The 415-nt window shown below is 70.4% G+C and carries 1 pseudogene; it reads right to left on the reverse strand.

Going from position 1 to position 415, the window contains the following annotated elements:
- Nucleotides 1-415 (reverse strand): annotated as a pseudogene (locus DJ75_RS11060) (alanyl-tRNA editing protein); the annotation flags it as partial.

Below are 415 nucleotides of genomic sequence, written 5' to 3' on the forward strand. Positions count from 1 at the left end.
CCTCGCCGATCTCGCCGGTGTTACCGACGTGAGTTCCGGCGCAGGCGGTGCGGTCGTAGGGGTCCGCGTCGGTCCCGAGGCCCGCGTCGTCCGCGCCGGCCGCGCCGATCTCGACGATCCGGAGTTCCTCGATCGAGTCGGGGAGGAGGTCGATGCGGGTTCGCTCCGAGTCCAGGGTCGCCTCGGCCTCGGCGCGGTCCATCGCGTAACTCGTCACGGGACGCTCGTCGGCGACGAGGTCGTTGAGCCGGGCCTCGATGCGGTCGAGGTCCGCGTCGTCGAAGCGGTCGTACGCCGCGTCGAGGTGCGCGTGGTCGTCGTACAGCTGGTTTCCGGTGGTCTGCGCGTCGAACTCGTTCAAGAGGAGCGCCGACAGCAGGTGTTGGGCGGTGTGGTACTTGGAGTGGGCCGCCCG

Source organism: Halorubrum sp. Eb13 (assembly GCF_002252895.1).
Classification (GTDB): domain Archaea; phylum Halobacteriota; class Halobacteria; order Halobacteriales; family Haloferacaceae; genus Halorubrum.